Below are 22,344 nucleotides of genomic sequence, written 5' to 3'. Positions count from 1 at the left end.
TCGACATTCTCGACCCCAACCTCAGAAGTTCACCCGAAGCAGCATGGCCGCCACCCCCGAAGGGAGTGACGGCCACGGGGCTGCGGTGACGTCTAGACGGTCGCGGCGACCGTTTCCTCGCCCTCGGCCGGGGCGCTCGTGCGGATCAGGTGGTCGAACGCGCCGAGCGCGGCCGTCGCACCCGCACCTGCGGAGACGATGATCTGCTTGTACGGGACGGTCGTGCAGTCGCCGGCGGCGAACACACCCGGCACCGAGGTGCGGCCGTGGTCGTCGACGACGATCTCGCCGCGCGGGCTGAGTTCGACGGTGCCGGACAGCCATTCGGTGTTCGGCAGCAGACCGATCTGGACGAACACGCCGTCCAGGTCGAGGGTGCGCGACTCGTCGGTGGTGCGGTCGGTGTAGGTCAGGCCGGTGACCTTCGAACCGTCGCCGAGAACCTCGGTGGTCAGGGCGCTGACGATGATGTCGACGTTGGGCAGGCTGCGGAGCTTGCGCTGCAGCACCTCGTCGGCGCGCAGCACCGAGTCGAACTCGATGAGGGTCACGTGGGCGACGACACCGGCGAGGTCGATGGCGGCCTCCACACCGGAGTTGCCGCCGCCGATGACCGCGACGCGCTTGCCCTTGAACAGCGGGCCGTCGCAGTGCGGGCAGTAGGTGACACCCTTGTTGCGGTACTCGTCCTCGCCGGGCACGTTCATCGCGCGCCAGCGAGCACCGGTGGAGAGGATGACGCTGCGCGAGAGCAACCGGGCGCCGCTCTCGAGCTCGACCTCGACCAGGCCGCCCTCGGTGGGGGCGGGGGTGAGCTTCGATGCCTTCTGGACGTTCATGATGTCGACGTCGTACTGCCGCACGTGGTTCTCGAGTTCGGCGGCGAACTTCGGGCCCTCGGTGTAGGGGACGGAGGGGAAGTTCTCGATGGCCATGGTGTCGAGCACCTGGCCGCCGAAGCGCTCGGCGAGAACGCCGGTGCGGATCCCCTTGCGGGAGGCGTAGATCGCGGCGGTCGCGCCGGCCGGTCCACCGCCGACCACGAGGACGTCGAAGGGGTCCTTCTCGCTGATCGCGGCGGCGGCGCGCTCGGCGGAGCCGGTGTCGAGCTTGCCGACGATCTGCTCGAGGTTCATGCGGCCGGAGCCGAACAGCTCCCCGTTGAGGAAGACGGTCGGCACGGCCATGACCTGGCGGGCGTCGACCTCGTCCTGGAAGAGGGAGCCTTCGATGGCGGTGTGCTTGATGCGCGGATTGGTCACGCACATCACGTTCAGGGCCTGCACCACGTCAGGGCAGTTCTGGCACGACAGCGAGAAGAAGGTCTCGAAGTGGAAGTCGCCCTCGAGATCGCGCACCTGCTCGAGCAGCTCCGCGGCCTCCTTCGACGGGTGGCCGCCGACCTGCAGCAGGGCGAGTACGAGGGAGGTGAACTCGTGGCCGAGCGGGATGCCCGCGAACTCGACCTCGATGTCGGTACCGACCCGGCGGATCAGGAAGGAGGGGCGACGGGTGGCTTCACCGTCGCGTACATGGGTGACCAGGTCGGACATGCCGGCGATCTGGTCGAGGAGGCCGGCGAGTTCCGTGGACTTCGGTCGGTCGTCGAGGGACGACACGAGCTCGATCGGCTGGGTGACCTTCTCGAGGAGGGACTTCAACTGGGCGGCAAGGGAGGCATCGAGCATGAGGATCTACTCCAGAGGTGGAAGAACTGTGACCGGAAGAGATGGGAGTCGGCGAACTTCTCAGCTCGAGCCGAGCGGACCCGGACGGTGCCCGGTGGCACGGGACATTCGATCCCGTGCCACCGGAACGGTTTCCGTCGACGAATCAGATCTTGCCGACGAGCTCCAGCGACGGAGCGAGGGTGTCGTCGCCCTCTTCCCACTTGGCCGGGCAGACCTCGCCCGGGTGGCTGCGGACGTACTGAGCGGCCTTGACCTTGCGGACGAGTTCGGCGGCGTTGCGGCCGATGCCCTCGGCGGTGACCTCGGTGAACTGGATGACGCCGTCCGGGTCGACCAGGAAGGTGCCGCGGTCGGCCAGGCCCTGCTCCTCGCGGAGCACCTCGAAGTCGGTGCTGATCTGCAGGGTCGGGTCACCGATCATGGCGTACTTGATCTTGCCGATGGTCTCGGACGAGCCGTGCCACGCCTTGTGCGTGAAGTGCGTGTCGGTCGAGACGGAGAAGACCTCGACGCCGAGCTTCTGCAGCTCCTCGTAGTGGTCTGCGAGGTCGCCGAGCTCGGTCGGGCAGACGAAGGTGAAGTCTGCGGGGTAGAAGAAGAAGATCGCCCACTTGTCCTTGATGTCCTCGTCGGACACGGTCACGAAGGCGCCGTCCTTGAAAGCCTCGGCCTTGAAGGGCTTGATCTTCTTGTTGATCAGCGACATGTAAGAACCTCACTCATCTCGATGGGGTTGACGACTCCGACGTTATCCGCGAACTATTGATTGTGCCAATCGATAGTTTCTAGAAATTCGATAAGCAAGGGCTATAAAACACTGTTCGACCAGCTCATCGCATGTCGCCCTTCGTAAATGTGACAGAACACACAACCTGTACGACAGGGCACTCCGGCCCGCCGTCGAGAGGACAATGGAACCGATGCACTCACGACCGACATACCGCCGCACCGGATCCGGTGAACCTCTCCTCCTCCTGCACGGCATCGGCGCCACGATGGACGACTTCTCCACACTCGTCCCGCGACTCGCCGAGCACTTCGACGTGCTGAATGTCGACCTGCCCGGCCACGGTTCGTCGCCGAAGCAGAAGGGCCGTCCCACGATCGCGGCCCTCACCGACACCCTCGTCGAGACTCTCGACGCGCACGGACTCGACCGGGTGCACGTGCTGGGCAACTCGCTCGGCGGCCGGCTCGCGATCGAACTTGCCGTGCGCAACCGTGCTCATTCGGTGGTGGCCCTGTCCCCTTCCGGTCTCGGACTGCCCCCGGAGCGGATCTTCCAGGGCGCGCTCATGACGACCGCCCGCCTGCTCAACAAGGCCCGCAGCCCGTTCATCGAACCGATGGCGCGCACTGTCGTGGGCCGTACGGCGCTCACAGCAGGACTCCGCGCGATGCCGTGGAAGACGTCGCACACCGAATCGCTGTCGGTCAAGGGCGGCTTCGCCGAGTCCGACGGCTTCTGGTCGATGCTGTGGGATGGCGTCCTGACCGACGTGCCCACAGGCCTCGGCCGCATCTCGTGCCCTGTCACCCTCGCGCAGGGCGTCCTCGACACGGTCGCGGCGGCGCAGACCGTGCGGTACGCACCGCTGATCCCCGGGGCACGGTTCGTACCGCTCCCCTGGGCCGGCCACGCACCGCAGTCCGACTGTCCCGAGACCATCGTCGACCTCGTGCGCCGGACCGCCGCGCGCGCCACCGACGCCTACTGCCGATAGGACTCGACCTCGTCGACCGGCCGTGCCTGCGCGCCGTCCGGATCGTCGCCGAACTCGGCCTTCGCGCGACGCTGCCGCAGCAGGTCCCAGCACTGGTCGAGCCTCTTCTCGACAGCGGCCAGCCGCTGCAGGTCCTCGTCGCTCGGACCGTCCGCGCCGGTTCGTGAGCGCAGCGTCTTCTCCTCGTCCACCAGCTTCTCGATGTGCTGGAAGAGGTCGTTCTCGTCCATGGGAAACTCCCTCGATGTGGTGTTCCGTCGGCATAGCCTCATCCGGCAGGAGTGAAACCGCCGCCGGTTTCGCACCCGACCGGCCGGGTATCTCCTCGACATGAGCATCGAAGACGGTCCCGGCGACACCCTCAGCCCCAGCGAAGGCCTCGACGCCGACGAAGTGCGGAACAACGACGGTGACGAGGTCGTCGACCCGCCCGAGGGCTGGAGCGGCGCCGACAAGTTCGGAACGACCCCGCGTGAAGAGCAGGAAGGCGAGTCGCTGGACCAGCGCCTCGCCGAGGAGGAACCCGACGTCGAACCCGCCGAACCGCTGGACACGCCCGTCGCGGCGACACCGGAGGACGAGCTCACCGAGGACGTCGACGAGGTGATCGACGACGCCACCACCGGCGCGCCCGAGGACTCGAAACTCGCCGACGAGGTCGACGGGGTGATCGTGCAGGATTCGCGTGTCGACCGCGGTCAGATCAGCGGCGCCCCCGAGGACGGGGAGTCGATCTTCCCGATCGTCGAATAGCAAGCGTGTCCGGGGCGGTCACCGTGCGGGCGTGAGTTCCGGCAGCGTCCAGCTGCCGTCGATGATCGCCGCCCTGGGCCGGTAGAGACGGACGAGGAAGTTCCAGCCCTCCGGAGTCGGAATCGCGTTCGGCGTGCCTTCGGGGAAATCGCCGAAGCGCACGGTGACCGAACCGTCCTCGTTCGGCTTTCCCGTGATGTTGTTGACGCTGTACGCCTCGCGTGGGTTGGGTGCGAAGAAACCTTCCGCGTCGTAGACGGACACCGACCAGAACCCGTCGACGGGAACGTCGTCGAGCGTCAGCTCGTAGTTCCCCGGCGGGAGCTGGGGTGCGACGCCGATGTAGGAGGCTTCGCTGCTCGGCAGGCCGCCCCACCCGGCCGCGGTGCCGATGAGGTGCCTCACCGGATCGACCTCGTCGGGACGACCGAACGTCGAATCGAAACCGGTGAGCCCGGAAGCGAGTCGGAGCAGCGCCGTGCGGGTCGCATCGAGACTCGCCGTGTCGTACTCGGGTGCGGTGAACGGCCGCGCCGACGCCGCGTCGATGCGTATTCCGTTCTGGATCGCGGCCGCCGCTTTCAGGTCGTCGGGGTCGGCCGGATCCGCCAGGGTGCGAACCGCGACGACCACATGGGGCGACTCGGCGTCGAGACGGTGACTGCCGGCCTCGTGGTGGATGGCGCGGACGAAATGATCCCGATCGAGGACCATCGCAGAGACGTAGCGGTCGCCGTGTTCGGGCAGGGTGAGCGTCGCGCCCTCCGAGACGTCGACGACTGCGAAACTGTACAGGGTGTCGCGGTTGAGGCGGATCACGGTCTGCCGGTCGATCGCCGCCGGTTCGCGGTTGTGCAGCAGCAGATTCACGCCCCCGGCATCGCGTTGCAGATCGGTGAACATCCGATCGGTCTCGGCCCGGACGAAGTTGTCGACGTTCACGTGCACGGTCATGCGGACTCCCTGTGTCGAAAGCGCCACTTCCTGCGCGACGACGATAGGCGAGAGGGAGGTTGCGTGCGCGTCGTTCGGACGAACACGCACACAGCCTCCCCCTCGATCGCTACAGGACCTTCGAGCCGTACATCTCGCCGAGCGGGTCGGCGATGAGTTCCAGCCGCGCGCCGTCGGGGTCGCGGAAGTACAGGGAGACCTCGCTGTGTTCGGCGAGGTCGACTCCCGCCTCGATCAGCTTGGTGCGCAGGCGTTCCCAGGTGGGGAGGGCGACGCTGATCGCGATGTGGTGCAGTCCGCCGAAGACCTCTCGATACGGACCGAGGTCGAGACCGGGGAAGTCGAAGAAGGCCAGCAGGTTGCCGTTACCGATGTCGAAGAAGAAGTGCGACGACCCCGGGTAGTCGCGGTTCTCGATCAACTCCGTCAGCGGGAACTCGAGAAGGTCCTGGTAGAAGCGCACGGTCCGCTCGACGTCACTGCTGATCAATGCGGTGTGGTGCAGTCCCCGCGCCGAGGACCGCGGACGTGATTCGGCCGGCTTCAGGTGTGCGTCGCGAACGACTGCACGCCGGCGCTCGAACTCGTCGGAGCGTTGGCGCTCGTCGGTGGTCATCGATCCACCCTTTCCCGGCGTAGTTGCATTCTCAACCACCAGGATCGCTCCGATTAGTTGCATTGTCAATTAGTTCGGGTGCGGCAACAGCACTTCGTGACCGCGGGGGTCACGGGCCGGGTACGACGATCTCGGCGCCGTCACGTCTTCTTCACAACCATCCGATTCATCCGCTCCTGCCGATGCCTGTGGAGACGATGAATGCGTCGGGGGCTCACCGGTCCCGAGGAGATCCCATGCACCATCGCAGAACCCTGCGCGCAACGGTCGCGCTGCTCGCACCACTGGCACTGCTCGCCGGTTTCGCACCCGGCGCGGGCGCAGCGGACACCGACACCCGAGGAATGTGGACGGTCAGCACCCGCGGAGACACCGTGGTGCTGAAACTGATCTATACGTCCCCACCGGACGAGGACCATCCCTTCCTCTGCGTCGCAGCGCTCGGCACCGGCGAGTCCGGAACCGCGGAGATCTACGGCGCGAACTACCAGACCCTCGAGTTCACGGGAATCTCCGCCGGACGCAATGTGGCGACCGCGAGTTGCGAGGACGACGACGGGGAGTTGCGGCCGGTGGGCGCGATCGAGTTCGACCTGCCGGGCCCACCGACCCTCCACTACGTCGCCACCGAATACTTCCGGTTCGACGACGGGGACGACTGAGCGTCACATCTTCGCGTCGCGCGCCATGACGAAGCTGTACAGGCCGTAGACCGCGATACCCAGACCCATGAGGACGAGCAGCACCGCACCGAAAGGCTGCGAACCCAACGTCTTCAGCGCCCCGTCGAGTCCCGCTGCCTTCTGCGGGTCGGCCTGGAAGACCGCGACGATCACCAGCACACCGACGAGACCGATCGCGAGTCCCTTCGCGACGTATCCGACGACCCCGAGGCGCTCGACGAACGTACTGGGACGACCCTTCAGGTCGTCGACGAAGTTCTTCGACACCCCCTTGTAGACGTGATAGGCACCCACACCGAGGATCACGAGTCCCGCGACGACGAGGACGAACTTGCCCGCGCCGGACTGCAACAGCTTCGCCGTGAGTCCCGCGTTCTGTTCACCGCTGGACTTGCCGCTGCCGCGGGCGAACCCGAACGCGGTGTAGGCGAACGCGAGGTAGACCACGCCGACACAGAACGCCTTGAACCGATCGAACACCTTGTCCTTCGTGTCGGCGTCGGGCCGTTCCGGTTCCGACGCCTTGCCGAAGGCCGCTTCCGCGAAGCGCCACAGACCCATCATCACGAACACGACGACGGCGATCCACAACGCGATCTTCCCGCCGGGCTGCGCGCCCAGCTCTGCCATCGCACCGGACTGCGAGGCCTCCTGCTCACCGCGGCCGAACGCGACCCGGATCGCAAGGTAACCGATGAGCAGGTGCACTATGCCACTGCCGACGTAGCCGGCACGGGCGAACTTCTCGAACACGCCGTTCTGCGCGACGCGGTCGGCGGATGCCGACGCGCCGTGCGACGCCGGGGCCTGACGGTTCACTCTCGTCTCCTCGATGGTCGGGACTGTCCCCTTCGCGCTGTATTCCCGAGACCGCGGACCGCAAACGCGAACCGCCTCCGATGGGTAGATTGGCGTCAGGTTCGTCAACGCCGTCGATCGGAGGCGCATCGTGCGGATCGTCGAGGATGCCGTCGCCCTGGCCCGCCGGTGGGCGGAGGAATCGGCGCATGTCGCCCCCGACCGTGCGGCCCGCCACCTGGCCGACGTCCTGAAAGACCCGCACGGACCCGAGTTCACCGTCCGCTTCGTCGACGAGGTGATCCGCCCCGAGGACCCCGCGGTGGCAGCGCATGCCCTGGCCGAATTGTCCCGGAACATACCGGATTTCCTGCCCGTTCACCTGCGGGCAGCCGTGAGGGCGGGCGGAACGATCGGCCCCCGTTTCCCGCACCTCGTCGTTCCCACCGCGCGCCGCGCTCTCCGCGCGATGGTGGGCCACCTCGTCGTCGACACCGATGAGGCCGCGCTCGGCCGGGCGATCGCACGACTGCGTCGTCCCGGCATCCGGCTCAACCTCAACCTGCTGGGCGAGGCCGTGCTCGGCGACGCCGAAGCCCGGCGCCGTTTCGACGGCACCCTCGCCCTGCTGGCACGCGAGGACGTCGACTACGTCTCGCTCAAGGTCTCGGCGGCGGTCGCGCCGCACTCGCCGTGGGCGTTCGACGAGACCGTCGCGGACATCGTCGACCGGCTCACCCCCCTCTATCGGCTCGCCGCGAACTCGCCGACACCGAAGTTCGTCAACCTCGACATGGAGGAGTACCACGATCTGGAGGTGACGGTCGCGGCGTTCACGAGCCTGCTGGACCGGCCCGAGTTCCTGCATCTCGAGGCCGGAATCGTGCTGCAGGCCTATCTCCCCGACGCGCTGCGCACGATGATGCGGCTGCAGGAGTGGGCGGCGGCGCGACGCGCACGTGGGGGCGCGGCGATCAAGGTGCGGGTGGTCAAGGGCGCCAACCTGCCGATGGAGCGGGTCGACGCGGCGCTGCACGGCTGGCCGCTCGCCACATGGCACACCAAGCAGGAGACCGACACGAACTACAAGCGCCTGCTGCACTACGCGTTCACCCCCGAGCGGATCGAGAACCTGCGGGTCGGCGTCGCCGGTCACAATCTCTTCGACATCGCCTACGCGTGGGTGCTCGCGGGTCGCCGGGGAGTGCGGCACGGGATCGACGTCGAGATGCTCCTCGGCATGGCGCAGAGTCAGGCCGAGGTGATCCGCCGACAGGTCGGCAGCCTGCTGCTCTACACACCCGTCGTGCGCCCCGACGAGTTCGACGTCGCCATCTCCTATCTGGTGCGCAGGCTCGACGAGGGGTCCGGGCAGGACAATTTCATGTCCGCCGTGTTCGATCTCGCCGACGACCCCGCGCTGTTCGGACGGGAGGAACAGAGATTCCGCGCGTCGGTGGCGGCGCTCGACGAGACGGTCCCCTCCCCCCATCGCACGCAGAACCGGCAGGAACCACCACCACCGACAGCGCCGCCGGCGGTGTTCGCGAATACGCCGGATACCGATCCCTCCCTGCCGCAGAACCGCGAGTGGGGTCGTCACATCCTCGAACGGGTACCGTCGTCGAAACTCGGCATCGACACGGTACGGGCGCACATGCTCTCCTCCGAGGACGAGCTCGAGCGTGTGCTGGCCGACGCGGCCGCCGCCGGGCGCTCGTGGGGTGCCCGCAGCGGCGCCGAGCGCGCGGAAATTCTCGAGCAGGTCGCCGACGTACTCGAAACGCGCCGCGCCGATCTGCTCGAGGTGATGGCGGCCGAGGGCGGCAAGACTCTCGACCAGTCCGATCCGGAGGTCTCGGAAGCAATCGACTTCGCGCGGTTCTACGCAGGGCGGGCCCGCGAACTCGACAGCATCGACGGTGCGCGGTTCGTGCCGTCGATCCTCACGGTGGTGACGCCGCCCTGGAACTTCCCGGTCGCGATCCCGGCGGGGTCGACGCTCGGGGCGCTGGCCTCCGGTTCGGCCGTGATCCTCAAACCCGCGACACTCACGGCGCGGTGCGGGTCGGTGCTCGCCGAGGCGATGTGGGATGCGGGTGTACCGCGCGATGTGTTGCATCTCGTCCACGCCGACGAACGGTCGCTGGGCTCGACGCTCGTTGCCGACCCCCGCGTCGACCGGGTGGTGCTCACCGGCGCCTACGAGACCGCGGAGCTGTTCCGCTCGCTGCGTCCCGGTATGCGGCTGCTCGCCGAGACCAGCGGCAAGAACGCGATCGTCGTGACGCCGAGCGCCGATCCGGATCCGGCGGTGCGCGACGTCGTGCAGTCGGCCTTCGGGCATGCCGGGCAGAAGTGCTCGGCGGCGTCGCTCGTGATCCTCGTCGGATCCGTGGCGACGTCGCGTCGATTCCGCGATCAGCTCGTCGACGCGGTGCGTTCGCTGCCGGTCGGTCCCGCACACGACCCGCGAACCCGCATGGGGCCGTTGATCGAACCGGCCCGGGACAAACTTCTCACCGCGCTCACCGAACTCGAGGACGGCGAGTCGTGGCTCGTCGAACCGCGACGCCTCGATGCGGAGGGGCGACTGTGGAGCCCCGGCGTGCGCACCGGCGTGCGACGCGGGTCGCGCACACATCTCGTCGAATTCTTCGGTCCGGTGCTGGGGGTGATGACCGCGGCCGATCTGGACGAGGCGATCGCGATCCAGAACGAGGTGGACTACGGACTCACAGCAGGTCTGCATTCGCTCGACTCCGACGAGATCGCCCGTTGGCTCGATCGCGTCGAGGCCGGAAATCTGTACGTGAATCGCGGTATCACCGGGGCCATCGTGCGACGGCAGCCGTTCGGGGGATGGAAGAAGTCGTCGGTGGGAGCAGGTTTCAAAGCGGGCGGCCCGAATTATCTCTTCGGTTTCGGGTCCTGGGAGGGCAGTGCGCCGGCCGAGGATGCGCTGCGCCGGGTGTTCGAGAACGACGAGCGGGTGTGGGCATCGGAATTCGCTGTGCCACACGACGTCACCGGCCTGTCGGCGGAGCGGAACTTGTTCCGGTACCGGCCCGTTCGCACACACGTACGCCTCGGGGAGAGTGGGCGGCCGGCCGAACTCGTGCGCGTGCTCGGCGCGGCCGCCCGGACGGGCGCACCGGTGGACATCTCTTCGGCTTTCGCCGTCGATCTCGTAAGGTGTTCGAATACAGCAGGTTTCGAAGGCAGCGTGCGTGTGGAGAGCGATGCGGAATGGGAGGAACGGATGGTCGACGTGGCACCGGCACGTGTCCGCCTGATCGGCACAGCGCCGCCCGTCGCGTGGAACACCCGATGCGACATCGCAGTGTTCGACCATCCGGTGACCGCAGCCGGGCGAATCGAAATGCTGCCGTTCCTGGCCGAGCAGGCCGTCTCGATCACCGCACACAGATTCGGCACACCGCATCGGCTCACCGACGAGATCATCTGAAAACAAACCCGGAATCGGTTCTCCCGAAGTCCTGTGAACCCCGGCACTGTGAGGTGGAATAGGAAAATGGATATCGCCACGACACCCCCGACCGAACGTCGCAAGCTCGCACTGGCGGCGGTGAAAGAACTCGGGCCTCAGCGCACCGAGAAGGCCGTCGTCAAGGTGCGCTGCCCCAAGGGGCACACCCTCGCCGCGGTGTACAAGACTTCCGAGGGGCAGGTGGTGGTCTCCCGCAGTGGCCCGGGTGGACGCGGCAACCGCGACCGGGAAGCCACACCGCACAACGGCACATCACTCAATTCGGAATTCGTGGACACCCTCGAGGCAACACAGTTCGAGGACGACGAAATCCCCTCGGGCTGCGCGTGCGGTCCACGAACGCTCTCGCGTAAGAAGATGCAGGACGCCGTCGCATCGCACGAACACGTCGTCAACCTGACCTGATCTCTCACAGACCGAAACGCAACTGCACCCGGAACACGTCGAGCACCTCGTCGACCCAGCCCAGGATCGAGAGCGTCGAATCGATGTTCTGCGGTGGCGTGCACACCAGGGTGTCGTGCCGGATCAGACGCTCGAAATCCACGGCGACGGAACCGGTCCGCACCGTTCCGTTCGGCGTCCGGAATTCGACGCCGGCACGCACCATCACGTCGACGACCTCCTGGGCGAGGATCCCGTAGGCGACGGTCGTCGGGTGCACGCCGTCGAGGGAGAACAATCCCCCACTGTCACGACCACCGTGACCGTCGGCGGACAGGAAACGGGTGTCGGGCACCGGGTCGAGTGCGGCGAGCGCCGGCGGCAGGGGATACGGCTGCCACCACGCCGGCCGCGCTTCGAGGTCGTCGACGTAGCGGCGGGCGGCCAGACGGTCGAGGATGCCGGCGGTGTCGAGCAGATACCAGTCCAGTCCGGCGCGACGCGCATCGGCGACGGCCCGGGTGATCGTCTCGTCGAACAGGTCGATCGCAGCATCGACCATCCGGGCCTGCGCACCGGTGATGTGTTCGTCGCGGGCGGCATCGAAGCGGCGCTCGTCCACCCAGGGCCGGGTGTAGTAGGGGAAGTACGGTGAGCCGTTCTTCGTCCCGATTCCCCGGGCGATGGGTGCGATGGTGACGTGTGGGACGGTGCACAGCACCACGTGCCGCGCGTCGATGTCGCGGAGCTTCGCGACGACCTCGGCGAACTCGCTGTCGAAATGTTCGGGCTGCCAGATCGTGTAGGCCTGTTTCGCGTCGAGGTCGCGGAAGTCGTCGCCGCTCCAGACGATCCGCAGTTCGGTGATGGTCCGCAGTGCGTTGTTGGAACCGAGGAAGACGACGAGGGTCTCGATGCCCTCGCCGGTGTCGTCGCCGTGGTCGGTGCCGAGTTCGCGGGCGACGTCGAACAGGGTCATTCCGCGGCGCCGTTCGTCGGCGTTCGGATAGACGTACAGCGCCGCCCGTTCCCCGTTGTTCTCGACGAGTTGCCGCACGAGGTCGTCGCGGGGTGTGCCGATGCGGTCCGCGCAGTCGCGGGCGGTCTTCTGCAGCGCGTCGCGCAGATCCCAGCCGAAGCACGACAGATTGTGGAGATATCCGACGAGGGGTGGTCTCGCGCCGGGCCCGCGTTCCCAGTAGTCCTCGACCTCGTCCATGAAGCCGCGCGCCGTGAACAGTGCCGCCGGCAGTTCCCACGGGTCGAGCGTCGTCCCGTGCCGCTCCTCGATCCGGCGCAACAGCACTTCGGCGTTCAGCGGCAGCCCGCCCGGCCCGCCGAAGCGCGGATACCGCAGGCCGGTGCCGAGCTCGTAGGCGACGATCGCCGGGACGGAGACGTCGGTGTTGTAGATCGCGCCGCTCTGGAAGCCCTGCAGCAGGGAGTCGCCGAGAGCCACCAGACGGTGCGGGGGTGTGCCGCGGAAGGAGCGGGGGACGTCGATGCCGAGGGTGGGGTCGGCGACGGGCACCCTCGGCGGTTCGGCGGCACGCGCCACGACCGTATCCGGTGTGCCCTCCGGGATCTCGTCGGACGTCATCACGCCTCCTCAACCCCCTCATCGAGGGTAGGCACACGACACCGTCGTCGTTGCCGAAAACTCGGCACATCGTCGACGACACCCTCGGTCAGGGGCGACGCGTACCTTCGGAGCATGAGCGACGCCGACTTCGCCCACACCGATCGCGCCGAGAAGAACCGTCGCGACAAGGCCGTGACCCTGGCCCGGTATGCATGGAATCGCGGCATCTCGGGAGCCGAACTGCTCGCCATGACCGACGAGACGAGGCGCAAGCTGGCCCGGGCTGCGGACGCGCATCCGCCGCGCACGATGGAGACCTGGGAGCTCGCCGCGAGATTGATGGACGAGAAGACGGTGTGGGCGCAGAAGCACCCCGATCATCCGGCAGCGGTCCGCACCGACGAGGACGAGAAGATCATGTGGGTGAAGCCGCCCGCGCGGTCCTGGTTCGAGTGACCGGGAGGAAATTGCCTTGCAGCAGAAGTTACCGAGTGCAACAATTCCCGATCGCCTCACTCGTATGCAGGCCACCTTCACATAACAGCTCGATATTCCTATTCCGACAGGAACACCGTGACCACCACCTCGGAACCACTGGTTCTCACCCAGCGACGGATCTGGATCATCTTCTCCGCGCTCATCGCGGGCATGATGCTCGCCAGCCTGGACCAGACGATCGTCTCCACCGCCATGCCCACGATCGTCGGGCAGCTCGGCGGCGTCGAGCACCAGGCGTGGATCACCACCGCCTACCTGCTCGCGGTGACCATCGTGATGCCGATCTACGGCAAGTTCGGCGACATCTTCGGGCGCCGGCACCTGTTCCTCATCGCGATCGGCGTGTTCACCCTCGCGTCCGCGGCGTGCTCGACGACCGACGACTTCTGGACCTTCGTGATCTTCCGCGCGATCCAGGGCTTCGGCGGTGGCGGTCTGATGATCCTGTCGCAGGCGATCATCGCCGACATCGTGCCCGCCAGCGAGCGCGGTAAGTACATGGGCCCGCTCGGTGCGATCTTCGGACTGTCGGCCGTCGGTGGCCCCTTGCTCGGTGGCTTCTTCGTCGACCACCTGACGTGGGAGTGGTGCTTCTACATCAACGTGCCGGTCGGCATCATCGCGTTCGTCATCACCTGGTTCGCGCTGCGCCTGCCGACGAAGCGTCCGGCCAAGAGGATCGACATCCTCGGTGTCGTCACGCTCTCGCTCGCCACGACCTGCCTGATCTTCTTCACCGACTTCGGTGGCGACACCGACCGCGGCTGGGCCGATCCGCTGACCTGGTCGTTCGGCGCCGGTCTCGTGGTGTTCGTGTCCCTGTTCGTGCTGGTCGAGTCGCGGGCACAGGATCCGATCATCCCGCTGTCGCTGTTCCGCAACCCGATCTTCGTCAACGCCACCGCCATCGGTTTCGTGCTCGGCCTCGGCATGTTCGCCGCGATCGCGTTCATGCCGACCTTCCTGCAGATGTCGTCGGGCACGTCGGCCGCGGTCTCGGGTCTGCTGCTGCTCCCGATGATGGCCGGTCTGATGATCACCTCGATCGGGTCGGGTCTGGCCATCACCAAGACCCAGCGGTACAAGATCTATCCGATCGCGGGGTCGCTGATCACCGCCGCAGGCATGCTGTGGCTGACCACCCTCGAGGGCGACACCCCACTGTGGGTGATCTGCTCGATGCTGTTCGTCTTCGGTCTGGGTCTCGGCCTGATCATGCAGGTCGTGATCCTGATCGTGCAGAACGCCGTGCCCGCCGACGAGATCGGCACCGCGACGAGCTCGAACAACTACTTCCGCGAGGTCGGTGCGGCGCTCGGGGTGGCGATCTTCGGCACGATCTTCACCAACCGTCTCTCGGAGCAGCTCGTCGAGGTCTTCACCGCTGCCGGTGCGACACCCGAGCAGGCCGGGCAGGCCACCGCGACCGTCGATCCGGCAGCGATGAGACTGCTGCCCGATCCCGTCCGTGAAGGTGTCATCGACGCCTACGCCGACTCGCTGGCGCCGGTGTTCTGGTACCTCATCCCGTTCCTGCTCATCGCGTTCGTCCTCGCGTGCTTCATCAAGGAGATCCCGCTCTCCGACGAAGCGCTCATGGTGGCGCGCGGCGAGGCGGTCGCCGACCCCGCGAAATCGTCGAAGGACCACACCGTCGTGGTCGTCGAGGAGTCCGAGGACGCTGCGGAGAGCGGCTCGAAGCGCACGTGATCGAATAGGTCCGGCCAGCGGACGAGGGAACGGAGACGGCACGTGGGACGAACGATCACACCGGTTCGCGTCAAGGACGTGGTGATCGGTGACGGCGCACCCACGATCGTCGTCCCCGTCACCGGCCGGACCCCCGGGACGTTGCGCGAGCAGATCGCGGCCGTCGCCGGCCGGGCCGACGTCGTCGAATGGCGCGTGGACTTCTTCCACACCGTCGACGACGTCGCCTCGGTGATCGCGCAGGCCGGAGCCCTGGCCGAGCAGTTGCCGGGCACTCCCCTGCTCGCGACGTGCCGCACATCGAACGAGGGCGGGGAGATCGCGATCGGCGACGAGGCGTACGCCGATCTGACGGTCGCACTCGCCGAGAGCGGCAGCGTGGATCTCGTCGATGTGGAGTACCGGCGCGACCGCGCCGCCGTCGAGCGGATCGTCGCGGCGGCCCACGCCCGCGGTGTCGCGGTGGTGGCGTCGAACCACGATTTCGACGCCACTCCACCGAAGGACGAGATCGTCGCGCGGCTGCGGCAGATGCAGGATCTCGGCGCCGACATCTGCAAGATCGCCGTCATGCCCCGCTCGGCCGGCGACGTGCTGACCCTGCTCGACGCGACCCGCACGATGCACGAGGACCACGCCGACCGCCCGTTGATCACCATGTCGATGGGCGGTCTCGGTGTGGTGTCGCGGATCGCCGGTCAGGTCTTCGGATCGGCCGCGACGTTCGGGATGGTCGGCACCGCATCGGCGCCCGGCCAGGTCGACGCCGACGAGCTGCGCTCGGTGCTCGAGCTGATCGACCGCTCGCGTTGATCACCACACGGCGGCGAGACCGAGCCCGGCAGCGGCCGCGGCGATCGTGGTCGCGAGAGTGCCGAACGCGATCGCCGCAGCGCCCGCGTACCGGCCTTGCACGATCAGGCGTACCGAGTCGACGCTCGTCGTACTGAAGGTCGTGTAGCCGGCGCAGAAACCGGTCCCGGCGATCGTGAGCATCGTGGTCGGGGCGTCGTGGAACAGCGCGGCGCCGGCCAGGATGCCCAGCAGCAACGACCCGGTGATGTTGATCAGGACGGTCGGCCACGGCAGCGAGGCGGTGAACCGGGCGCGCAACGCGCTGTCGACGACGAACCGCGTCACGGCACCGACGCTGCCGGCCAGCGCCACCCACACCGCGATCACCGCGGTGCACCCCGACGGTTCCCGAACCACGCTCCCAGCGCGACACCGATGCCGGTCGCGACGAGGCCGGCCGACACCGTGCCCAGCGCATAGGTCGCTGCGGCGACGAACTCACCGTCGCGGAGCAGCAGGTCGGTGTCGACCGCGAGCGCGCTGTAGGTGGTGAACGAGCCCAGTGCGCCGGTGCCTGCGCCGAGCCGGACGACACGACGCCAGGATGTATCCGGACCCATCCGCACCAGCGACTCGAGCAGGATCCCCAGCAGCAGGGCGCCGACGACGTTGATCGCGAAGGTCGTCATCGGCCACGCGCCGTTCCCGGCCGGGAATGCCGTGCCGAGCCCGTGACGGGCTGCGGTGCCGATGAGCCCGCCGACCGCGACGGCTGCCCACGCGGTCGGCTGCAGATGTATCGCCTGTGCAGGCGAGTACCGTTGCGGCTCGACGGGATCGACCATTCGGCGTTCCTTCCGCAGGCACCTTCGAGTTGCATCGGTCCGGACATGCGGCGTCGTCGGACGACACCGAGAGCACCGTACGGTACGGTGGGCAGCGGTGTGCCGGGAAGTCTGGTCGGCGAGTCGTGTCCCGTGGTGTGCACCGGCCTCGTCGGTCGCATCTCTCTGCCCCCGAGGAATCCGTGATGCCCACCCCCTTCTCCGGTCTCCCCCTGCTGTCCCGAGGTTCCTGGGAGGAATCGCGCCGCGTGGCCGACATCCTCCGCAAGGAGACCGTCGGCGGGATCCTGCTCCTGATCGCCGCGCTCGCCGCGTTGATCTGGGCCAACACCGCGTGGTCGGACTCGTATCACGCACTGCGCGACACCACGATCGGTCCCGCCGCGCTGCACATGGACCTGTCGTTGGGCACGTGGGCGGCCGACGGGCTGCTGGCGGTGTTCTTCTTCGTGGTGGGAGTCGAACTCAAACGCGAATTCATCGAAGGCGACCTGCGTGACCTGCGCCGCGCCGCAATGCCCGTCACCGCCGCCCTCGGCGGAATGATCGTGCCCGCACTGATCTTCGCGGTGGTCAACATGCGCGGCGGTGCCGAGGCGTTGAACGGGTGGGCGGTACCGACTGCCACCGACATCGCTTTCGCCGTGGCGATCCTCGCCGTCATCGGTACCCATCTTCCTGCCGGCTTGCGCACCTTCCTGCTCACCCTCGCGGTGGTCGACGACCTGCTCGCGGTCACGGTGATCGCCGTCTTCTACACCGACGATCTGAACCTGCTCTACCTCGCCGGCGCGTTGCTGCCGCTGATGGCATTCGGATTCGCACTGCAGCGCGGTGTGCACGCCTGGTGGTTGCTGCTTCCTCTCGCCGCGGTCACCTGGTGGCTCGTTCACGAGTCGGGTGTGCACGCGACGATCGCCGGTGTGCTGCTCGGCTTCCTCGTGCCGATCTCCCGGACGGTCGCCGGCAAGAGGATTCCCGTCGCCGAACACATCGAGCACCGCATCAGGCCGATCTCGGCCGGACTCGCCGTGCCGATCTTCGCCTTCTTCGCCGCGGGCGTCACCGTCGGTGGCTTCGACGGGTTGGCGAACGCTCTCACCGACCCCATTTCGGCAGGGGTGATCGCCGGGCTGGTCGCCGGCAAGGTGATCGGGATCTTCGGCGTCGCGTATCTGGTCGCGCGGTTCACCGGCGCCCGTCTGGACGAGGATCTGAGCTGGACGGACGTACTCGGTGTCGCGCTGCTCGGCGGCATCGGATTCACGGTCTCGCTGCTGATCGGCGACCTGGCCTACGGAGCCGGCACAGTCGCCGCCGATCACGTGAAGGTCGCAGTGCTGTGCGGATCCCTGCTCAGCGCGGTCCTCGCGTCGATCGTCCTCACCACCCGCAACCGTGCGTACCGCCGTATCGCCGCGCGCGAGCAGATCGACGAGGACGGTGACGGTATCCCCGACGTCTTTCAGGACCGGAGATCGTGACGATCCGGACCGGGGTACCGGCAACACCTCGGGTTCGGTCACTGCTGATCACCGTCATCGCTGCGCGTCTCGCCGACCGCGCCTCGTCACCGTCTGCCAGGAGGGCAATGTGAACTGGACGATCTTCGCCGTCTTCATCACCGCGTGGGTGCTGATCGGGCTGGCAACCGGGGTGTGGATGGCGCGGCGGGGCCACGACCCGCGGTGGACGCTGATCGCCGTGATCCTCGGACCCTTGTTCGTTCCGGTCGCCTACGAGCGCGTCGAGCGTCGACCCCGGTCGGTGGCCTCCGCGCCGATCGCGATGTGGGGAACCGAACCGCCGGAAACCGGCAATCTCCGCGTCATGGTCGGCATCGACGGCTCGGTGGAGTCCGACCATGCACTGCGCGTCGCGCGTCGACTGTTCGGCCCCGGCGGGGGCGTGCTCGAACTCGTCGCGGTGGTGTCGTACGACGACGGCGGCACGGACGAGTCGGAAGCTCTCCATGTGGCGAGACAGCGACTCGCGGGCGCTGCCGACGCCGCGGAGGACGTCCCGGCGGGCATGGCGGTTCTGGCCGGCCCGGCGGGCGAATCCCTTCGCTGGTTCGCCGAGGAGCGCCGAGCCGACGTCCTCGTCGTCGGGCGGCGCGGTCGTGGCATGTCCACCAGGATCCTGGGCAGCGTCGCCGAACACCTGAGCGGCCATTGTGCGGTGCCCGTACTCGTGGTCGCCCCCGACGGCCGCCGACCTCGCAGCGTCAGTCGCCCCACAACTCCAGAACAGTAGTGAGGATCTCCTCCGACGCACCGAGACCACCGAGATGGCTTTCTCCGGGCAGGTGGTGGAACTGTGCGTCGGGCAGCAGATCCACCACGTGCAGACCGTGCTCGATCGGGATGATGTGGTCGGTGTCGCCGTGCCACCACCGCACGGGCACCTTCACGTCGGAGACGCGGAAACCCCAGTCGCGGGTGAACACGACGATGTCGGAGAACGGCGCGGAGATCTGACGTCGGCTGCCGTTGAGCAGGTCGTCGAGGAACATCGCCTTGAACTCGGGGCGGGCGAGCAGCCGACGGTCGGCCTCGGGTGACAGCCGCCCGTACAGGTCGATGATCGGTGACGCGAACGGGCGCACCACGCGGATCGCCGCGCTCACCGCCACGCCGATCGGGACGCTCGCGGTCTGCAGCGCCGGCGCGACGAAGGTGCCCAGCTTCATCAGGTTGCTGCCGATCGCCTCGGGACCGACGACCGGTGCCACACCGCCGAGGACCGCGGCCGCGACGACTCGTTCGCGCAACGCGTAGGCCGCGGCGAGGGTGTACGGCCCGCCGCCGGACAGGCCGACGAGGGCCATGCGGTCGACACCGAGAGTGTCGGCGACGATGCGCAGGTCGTCGCTGAACGCCAGGACGTTCTCGTAGATGTGCGGCGTCGACGAGCCGATCCCCGGGCGATCGATCCCGATGAGGCGGAGGTGGTTCCGTTCGGCGAAGGCGCGGGCCTCGATGGGCACCTGCCGGCGCGCGCCGGGTGTGCCGTGCAGCCAGAACACCGTCCGGCCTTGCGCCGAACCGAACTCGGCGAAACCGAGCCGCCGGCCCTCCCCGACCGCGACGGTGCCTTCGAGCTTGGGGCGTTCGACGTCCATGGCGTCAGCATGGCACGCACCCGCACGCCCGACCAGTGTCCGTTCCGTGGGACGAATCGATGCAACCGAGATGTGATGCACGCTACATCGGAATCCGACTACAGCCGGCGTCGGATCCGACCACCCGGAGATGCGCCCGTGACGAAGATGCTTGCTCCCCACCTCCCGGCCTCGCTCCCGCCGCGGGCGACAGTGGCCTCCCCTACGTCGGATACGCGCCGAGATACATGCGCGATCCCGTTGCGGCATATACGCATCGCGACCACGAGCACGGCCCGGCGTCCGACCCTCGGGCTCGCGACGGAGATCTTCATGGGCGGCGCCGAAGGCTCGCGATCAAGGAGTGCCGGCGGCTGGTGACCCCGGTGCCGGGTGGCGTGCGACGCGCGGCGAAGGACACCGAGACGGTGCTGCACGATCTGCTGCTGCGTTTCCGCCGGCACGCGCCGGCCGACGACGTCGCGCCGATGAACTTCACGTCGTTGCCGTTCCCGAACGACGGGGGTCCGATCCACCTCCTTCCGAGGTGATCGGGGCGTAGAAAGAAGGGGTGACCGCCGCCGACGAACTCGACGACCGTTTCGTCACCGCGGTGCGCGCTCTGCCCGGGCACGCACCGCCGTCACGGCCGGCCGACCGGCGGGTCGGCGACGACCTCCTGGTGCGGTACTTCGACGCCCAGGTGCAGTCGCGGCACCTCGATGCCGCGGCCCGCACCCTGCAAGGACGTGGCGAGGGTTTCTACACCATCGCGTCGGCGGGCCACGAATCGAACGCCGCACTGGGATTGTGCACCCGGGTGACGGATCCCGCTCTGCTGCACTACCGTTCGGGCGGTTTCTACGCGGCTCGCGCGTCGCTCGCCGAGGGCAGCACCCCGATCCGCGACGTGCTCGCCGGATGCGCGGCGTCCACGCTCGATCCGATCTCGGCCGGTCGACACAAGGTGTTCGGCAACGCCGCGCTGAACATCCTGCCGCAGACGTCGACGATCGCCTCGCACCTGCCGCGCGCCGTGGGCCTGGCCCTCGCATTGCCGCGGATGCGGCGTCTCGGGCTCGACGCGGCCTGGCCGTGGGATTCGGTGGTGGTGTGCAGTTTCGGCGACGCCTCGGCGAACCATTCGACGGCCGCCGGCGCTCTGAACGCGGCCGCCTACTGCCGTCATCGCGGGTTGCCGTTGCCGTTGCTGCTGGTGTGCGAGGACAACGGACTCGGCATCAGCGTGCCCACCCCGCCCGGTTGGCTCGAGCGGTCGCTGTCGTCGTATCCGGGGATCGAGTACCGATCGGCGGACGGAGCAGATCCGGTGGGGATGCTCACTGCCGCAACCGATGCCGTGGAGACGGTGCGTACGACCCGGGCTCCGCTCCTGCTGCACGTGCGGGCGGTGCGTTTCCTCGGTCATGCCGGTTCCGACGTCGAGTCGGCCTACCGCGATCCGTCGGATCTCGCCGCCGATCACGAACGGGACCCTGTGGTGGGCACGGCTCGCGAACTCGTCGCGCGTGGAGTGCTCGATGCTGCGGGGGTTCTCGACCGGTACGAGCGGATGCGGGTCGAGGTCGACTCAGTCGCGGCCTCGTTGCGCAGGCCGCCGCGCTTGGCATCGGCCGCCGAGGTGATGCGCCCGCTGGAATCCGGGCTCGTGCGCGTCGACGACGACCCGCATCCCACCGGTGAACCGCTCACCCTCGCCCGGGCCGTGACCCGCACGCTCGGGCAGCTCCTCGAGGAGGACCCCCACGCCTGCGTGTTCGGGGAGGACGTCGGCGCCAAGGGCGGGGTCTACGGCGTCACCCGAGGACTGCAGGAGCGCTTCGGACGCCTGCGCGTGTTCGACACCCTGCTCGACGAGCAGACGATCCTCGGCACCGCACTGGGCTTCGCCGTCGCGGGCATGTTGCCGATCCCGGAGATCCAGTACCTGGCCTATCTGCACAACGCCGAGGACCAACTGCGCGGCGAAGCGGCGAGCCTGGCGTTCTTCTCCGACGGGCGGTACCGCAATCCGATGGTCGTGCGCATCGCGGGCCTGCCCTACCAGCGCGGCTTCGGCGGGCACTTCCACAACGACGATTCCGTCGCCGTCCTCCGCGACATCCCGGGTCTGGTGCTGGCCGTGCCGAGCTCACCCGCCACGGCCGGCGCCCTGCTGCGTACGTGCGTCGAGCTGGCCCGTCAGGAGGGCCGGGTGTGCGTGTACCTGGAGCCGATCGCGCTGTACCACGGGCGCGACCTGTACGACGACGGCGACGGACTGTGGCAGCAGGTTCCCGACACCGCCGGGCTCCCACCGGGATCGGTGTGCACCTACGGCAACGGGCGCGACGTGCTGGTGGTGACCTTCGGGAACGGGGTGCCGATGAGTCTGCGTGCCGTCCGTCGCGCGGGAGTCGCGGCGACCGTCCTCGACCTGCAATGGTTGTCGCCGCTGCCGACGACCGCGCTGCTCGAACACGTCCGTCGCTTCGCGCGGGTGGTGGTCGCCGACGAGACACGTCGCAGCGGAGGTGTCGCCGAAGCGATCGTCGCGGCGCTCGTCGACGATGAGTGGCCGGGCAGAATCACCCGGGTCACCTCCCGGGACAGCTACGTACCGCTCGGCCCCGCGGCCGCGCATGTACTGATGTCGGAGGACGACATCGTCGCGGCACTGCGTCAGGGGTGATCAGC

Annotated in this window: 22 protein-coding genes; 12 read left to right on the top strand and 10 right to left on the bottom strand. The window is 68.0% G+C overall.

The window, feature by feature from the left end; translation table 11 throughout:
• Positions 1 to 92: 92 nt before the first annotated feature.
• Complete coding sequence (ahpF, locus tag A8G18_RS08545) at positions 93 to 1,688, bottom strand: alkyl hydroperoxide reductase subunit F (protein ID WP_064063529.1); 1,596 nt, start codon at positions 1,686 to 1,688, stop codon at positions 93 to 95.
• 145 nt (positions 1,689 to 1,833) lie between these two features.
• Complete coding sequence (gene ahpC / locus A8G18_RS08540; RefSeq protein WP_016933943.1) at positions 1,834 to 2,397, bottom strand: alkyl hydroperoxide reductase subunit C; 564 nt, start codon at positions 2,395 to 2,397, stop codon at positions 1,834 to 1,836.
• A gap of 214 nt (positions 2,398 to 2,611) precedes the next feature.
• Between ahpC and A8G18_RS08535 the strand changes: the two genes are divergently transcribed.
• Positions 2,612 to 3,415, top strand: coding sequence for an alpha/beta fold hydrolase (locus tag A8G18_RS08535; RefSeq protein ID WP_245207804.1), 804 nt, complete (start codon positions 2,612 to 2,614; stop codon positions 3,413 to 3,415).
• Here A8G18_RS08535 and A8G18_RS08530 read toward each other — a convergent pair.
• A complete protein-coding gene (locus tag A8G18_RS08530) occupies positions 3,403 to 3,645 on the bottom strand; it encodes a DUF2630 family protein (protein WP_064063527.1) in 243 nt (80 codons plus the stop codon). The two genes, A8G18_RS08535 and A8G18_RS08530, sit on opposite strands and share 13 nt — an antisense overlap.
• A gap of 100 nt (positions 3,646 to 3,745) precedes the next feature.
• Between A8G18_RS08530 and A8G18_RS08525 the strand changes: the two genes are divergently transcribed.
• The gene (locus tag A8G18_RS08525; RefSeq protein WP_064063526.1) at positions 3,746 to 4,168 is read left to right on the top strand and encodes a hypothetical protein; all 423 of its coding nucleotides are present in this window, start codon (positions 3,746 to 3,748) and stop codon (positions 4,166 to 4,168) included.
• Between the two features lie 18 nt (positions 4,169 to 4,186).
• On the opposite strand, the gene A8G18_RS08520 is transcribed toward A8G18_RS08525, so the two are convergent.
• Both A8G18_RS08520 and A8G18_RS08515 read right to left on the bottom strand, forming a co-directional pair.
• Positions 4,187 to 5,122, bottom strand: a complete 936-nt coding sequence (locus tag A8G18_RS08520) for a DUF1214 domain-containing protein (protein ID WP_064063525.1) — start codon at positions 5,120 to 5,122, stop codon at positions 4,187 to 4,189.
• Positions 5,123 to 5,231: 109 nt separating this feature from the next.
• Positions 5,232 to 5,738 (bottom strand): VOC family protein, encoded by a 507-nt coding sequence (locus tag A8G18_RS08515; RefSeq protein ID WP_064063524.1) that lies wholly within the window; start codon positions 5,736 to 5,738, stop codon positions 5,232 to 5,234.
• Positions 5,739 to 5,974: 236 nt separating this feature from the next.
• Here A8G18_RS08515 and A8G18_RS08510 point away from each other — a divergent pair, with 236 nt between their 5' ends.
• A complete protein-coding gene (locus tag A8G18_RS08510) occupies positions 5,975 to 6,400 on the top strand; it encodes a hypothetical protein (protein ID WP_064063523.1) in 426 nt (141 codons plus the stop codon).
• Between the two features lie 3 nt (positions 6,401 to 6,403).
• Here A8G18_RS08510 and A8G18_RS08505 read toward each other — a convergent pair whose 3' ends face one another.
• Positions 6,404 to 7,240 carry a DUF1206 domain-containing protein gene (locus A8G18_RS08505; RefSeq protein ID WP_064063522.1) on the bottom strand — a complete coding sequence of 279 codons (837 nt, stop codon included), beginning with the start codon at positions 7,238 to 7,240 and terminating at the stop codon, positions 6,404 to 6,406.
• 130 nt (positions 7,241 to 7,370) lie between these two features.
• Between A8G18_RS08505 and A8G18_RS08500 the strand changes: the two genes are divergently transcribed.
• Both A8G18_RS08500 and A8G18_RS08495 read left to right on the top strand, forming a co-directional pair.
• Positions 7,371 to 10,688 carry a proline dehydrogenase family protein gene (locus tag A8G18_RS08500; RefSeq protein WP_064063521.1) on the top strand — a complete coding sequence of 1,106 codons (3,318 nt, stop codon included), beginning with the start codon at positions 7,371 to 7,373 and terminating at the stop codon, positions 10,686 to 10,688.
• Positions 10,689 to 10,754: 66 nt separating this feature from the next.
• A complete protein-coding gene (locus A8G18_RS08495; protein ID WP_064063520.1) occupies positions 10,755 to 11,135 on the top strand; it encodes a hypothetical protein in 381 nt (126 codons plus the stop codon).
• Positions 11,136 to 11,139: 4 nt separating this feature from the next.
• Here A8G18_RS08495 and A8G18_RS08490 read toward each other — a convergent pair whose 3' ends face one another.
• Positions 11,140 to 12,714 carry an SGNH/GDSL hydrolase family protein gene (locus A8G18_RS08490; RefSeq protein ID WP_064063519.1) on the bottom strand — a complete coding sequence of 525 codons (1,575 nt, stop codon included), beginning with the start codon at positions 12,712 to 12,714 and terminating at the stop codon, positions 11,140 to 11,142.
• 114 nt (positions 12,715 to 12,828) lie between these two features.
• Here A8G18_RS08490 and A8G18_RS08485 point away from each other — a divergent pair, with 114 nt between their 5' ends.
• From A8G18_RS08485 to aroD, 3 genes are all read left to right on the top strand, one after another.
• Positions 12,829 to 13,152 (top strand): hypothetical protein, encoded by a 324-nt coding sequence (locus A8G18_RS08485; RefSeq protein ID WP_064063518.1) that lies wholly within the window; start codon positions 12,829 to 12,831, stop codon positions 13,150 to 13,152.
• A 117-nt stretch (positions 13,153 to 13,269) separates the two neighbouring features.
• Positions 13,270 to 14,904: an MDR family MFS transporter gene (locus tag A8G18_RS08480; protein WP_064063517.1), complete on the top strand. Its 1,635-nt coding sequence runs from the start codon at positions 13,270 to 13,272 to the stop codon at positions 14,902 to 14,904.
• 42 nt (positions 14,905 to 14,946) lie between these two features.
• Complete coding sequence (aroD, locus tag A8G18_RS08475) at positions 14,947 to 15,717, top strand: type I 3-dehydroquinate dehydratase (protein ID WP_064063516.1); 771 nt, start codon at positions 14,947 to 14,949, stop codon at positions 15,715 to 15,717.
• Here aroD and A8G18_RS08470 read toward each other — a convergent pair whose 3' ends face one another.
• Together A8G18_RS08470 and A8G18_RS08465 are read right to left on the bottom strand one after the other, a co-directional pair.
• Entirely contained in the window at positions 15,718 to 16,086 is a 369-nt protein-coding gene (locus tag A8G18_RS08470; protein WP_064063577.1) for a fluoride efflux transporter FluC, read from the bottom strand.
• Positions 16,083 to 16,544, bottom strand: a complete 462-nt coding sequence (locus A8G18_RS08465) for a fluoride efflux transporter FluC (protein ID WP_064063515.1) — start codon at positions 16,542 to 16,544, stop codon at positions 16,083 to 16,085. Before A8G18_RS08465 ends, A8G18_RS08470 begins: the two co-directional genes overlap by 4 nt.
• 185 nt (positions 16,545 to 16,729) lie before the next feature.
• Here A8G18_RS08465 and nhaA point away from each other — a divergent pair, with 185 nt between their 5' ends.
• A complete protein-coding gene (gene nhaA / locus A8G18_RS08460) occupies positions 16,730 to 18,028 on the top strand; it encodes a Na+/H+ antiporter NhaA (protein WP_084421612.1) in 1,299 nt (432 codons plus the stop codon).
• A 109-nt stretch (positions 18,029 to 18,137) separates the two neighbouring features.
• The gene (locus tag A8G18_RS08455; RefSeq protein WP_064063514.1) at positions 18,138 to 18,800 is read left to right on the top strand and encodes a universal stress protein; all 663 of its coding nucleotides are present in this window, start codon (positions 18,138 to 18,140) and stop codon (positions 18,798 to 18,800) included.
• On the opposite strand, the gene A8G18_RS08450 is transcribed toward A8G18_RS08455, so the two are convergent.
• The gene (locus tag A8G18_RS08450; protein WP_064063513.1) at positions 18,772 to 19,668 is read right to left on the bottom strand and encodes an alpha/beta fold hydrolase; all 897 of its coding nucleotides are present in this window, start codon (positions 19,666 to 19,668) and stop codon (positions 18,772 to 18,774) included. The genes A8G18_RS08455 and A8G18_RS08450 overlap by 29 nt on opposite strands.
• 356 nt (positions 19,669 to 20,024) lie before the next feature.
• On the opposite strand from A8G18_RS08450, the gene A8G18_RS22360 reads away from it, so the two are divergent.
• On the top strand, positions 20,025 to 20,198 hold the full coding sequence (locus A8G18_RS22360) for a hypothetical protein (protein ID WP_174906182.1): 174 nt from the start codon (positions 20,025 to 20,027) through the stop codon (positions 20,196 to 20,198).
• Between the two features lie 20 nt (positions 20,199 to 20,218).
• Positions 20,219 to 22,339 (top strand): thiamine pyrophosphate-dependent enzyme, encoded by a 2,121-nt coding sequence (locus A8G18_RS08445; RefSeq protein ID WP_115311505.1) that lies wholly within the window; start codon positions 20,219 to 20,221, stop codon positions 22,337 to 22,339.
• Positions 22,340 to 22,344: the final 5 nt, after the last annotated feature.

The organism is Rhodococcus gordoniae (genome assembly GCF_001646655.1).
Taxonomy (GTDB): Bacteria; Actinomycetota; Actinomycetes; order Mycobacteriales; family Mycobacteriaceae; genus Rhodococcus; species Rhodococcus gordoniae.
Note: the sequence above shows the minus strand (reverse complement) of the source record. Positions and strands in the feature narration are given on the sequence as shown.

What these genes read in the sequence shown, in the direction of transcription:
- ahpF (WP_064063529.1), bottom strand. Translation starts at nt 1,688, where the DNA reads ATGCTCGATGCCTCCCTTGCCGCCCAGTTGAAGTCCCTCCTCGAGAAG.
- ahpC (WP_016933943.1), bottom strand. Translation starts at nt 2,397, where the DNA reads ATGTCGCTGATCAACAAGAAGATCAAGCCCTTCAAGGCCGAGGCTTTC.
- A8G18_RS08535 (WP_245207804.1), top strand. Translation starts at nt 2,612, where the DNA reads ATGCACTCACGACCGACATACCGCCGCACCGGATCCGGTGAACCTCTC.
- A8G18_RS08530 (WP_064063527.1), bottom strand. Translation starts at nt 3,645, where the DNA reads ATGGACGAGAACGACCTCTTCCAGCACATCGAGAAGCTGGTGGACGAG.
- A8G18_RS08525 (WP_064063526.1), top strand. Translation starts at nt 3,746, where the DNA reads ATGAGCATCGAAGACGGTCCCGGCGACACCCTCAGCCCCAGCGAAGGC.
- A8G18_RS08520 (WP_064063525.1), bottom strand. Translation starts at nt 5,122, where the DNA reads ATGACCGTGCACGTGAACGTCGACAACTTCGTCCGGGCCGAGACCGAT.
- A8G18_RS08515 (WP_064063524.1), bottom strand. Translation starts at nt 5,738, where the DNA reads ATGACCACCGACGAGCGCCAACGCTCCGACGAGTTCGAGCGCCGGCGT.
- A8G18_RS08510 (WP_064063523.1), top strand. Translation starts at nt 5,975, where the DNA reads ATGCACCATCGCAGAACCCTGCGCGCAACGGTCGCGCTGCTCGCACCA.
- A8G18_RS08495 (WP_064063520.1), top strand. Translation starts at nt 10,755, where the DNA reads ATGGATATCGCCACGACACCCCCGACCGAACGTCGCAAGCTCGCACTG.
- A8G18_RS08490 (WP_064063519.1), bottom strand. Translation starts at nt 12,714, where the DNA reads ATGACGTCCGACGAGATCCCGGAGGGCACACCGGATACGGTCGTGGCG.
- A8G18_RS08485 (WP_064063518.1), top strand. Translation starts at nt 12,829, where the DNA reads ATGAGCGACGCCGACTTCGCCCACACCGATCGCGCCGAGAAGAACCGT.
- A8G18_RS08465 (WP_064063515.1), bottom strand. Translation starts at nt 16,544, where the DNA reads ATGGTCGATCCCGTCGAGCCGCAACGGTACTCGCCTGCACAGGCGATA.
- nhaA (WP_084421612.1), top strand. Translation starts at nt 16,730, where the DNA reads ATGCCCACCCCCTTCTCCGGTCTCCCCCTGCTGTCCCGAGGTTCCTGG.
- A8G18_RS08450 (WP_064063513.1), bottom strand. Translation starts at nt 19,668, where the DNA reads ATGGACGTCGAACGCCCCAAGCTCGAAGGCACCGTCGCGGTCGGGGAG.